General features: G+C 69.5%; 1 protein-coding gene. It reads left to right on the top strand.

Annotated elements, in window-relative coordinates; all coding sequences use genetic code 11:
- Positions 1–323: fumarylacetoacetate hydrolase family protein (locus ACLZOT_RS50790; protein ID WP_416976093.1), on the top strand; the 323-nt coding region annotated here is incomplete at its 5' end.
- Positions 324–348 lie beyond the last annotated feature (25 nt).

Raw genomic sequence — 348 nt, 5'->3', positions numbered from 1 at the left:
AGTCGCTCCCCGGCTTCGGGCCCACCGGGCCCTGGCTTGTCACACCCGACGAATTCGCCAACCCGGACGACCTGGAGTTCGGCTGCGCGGTGAACGGCGAGGAAGTGCAGAAGGGCCGCACGGGCGAGCTCGTCTTCAGCATCCCCCAGATCGTGGCCGGTCTCTCCGAACACATCCCGCTGCTGCCCGGGGACGTGCTGTTCACCGGCACCCCCTCCGGCGTGGGTGTCGGGCGCAAGCCCCCGCGCTTCCTCGCGTCCGGCGACGAACTCGTCAGCTACGTCGAAGGTATCGGCGAGTTGCGCCAGCGCTTCACCGCCTGAACCTCCACGGCGGGATGACCGCCTC

The organism is Streptomyces sp. 4F14, assembly GCF_048159485.1.
GTDB lineage: Bacteria > Actinomycetota > Actinomycetes > Streptomycetales > Streptomycetaceae > Streptomyces.
The sequence above is the reverse complement of the archived record's forward strand: the minus strand, read 5'-3'. Positions and strand labels throughout refer to the sequence as shown.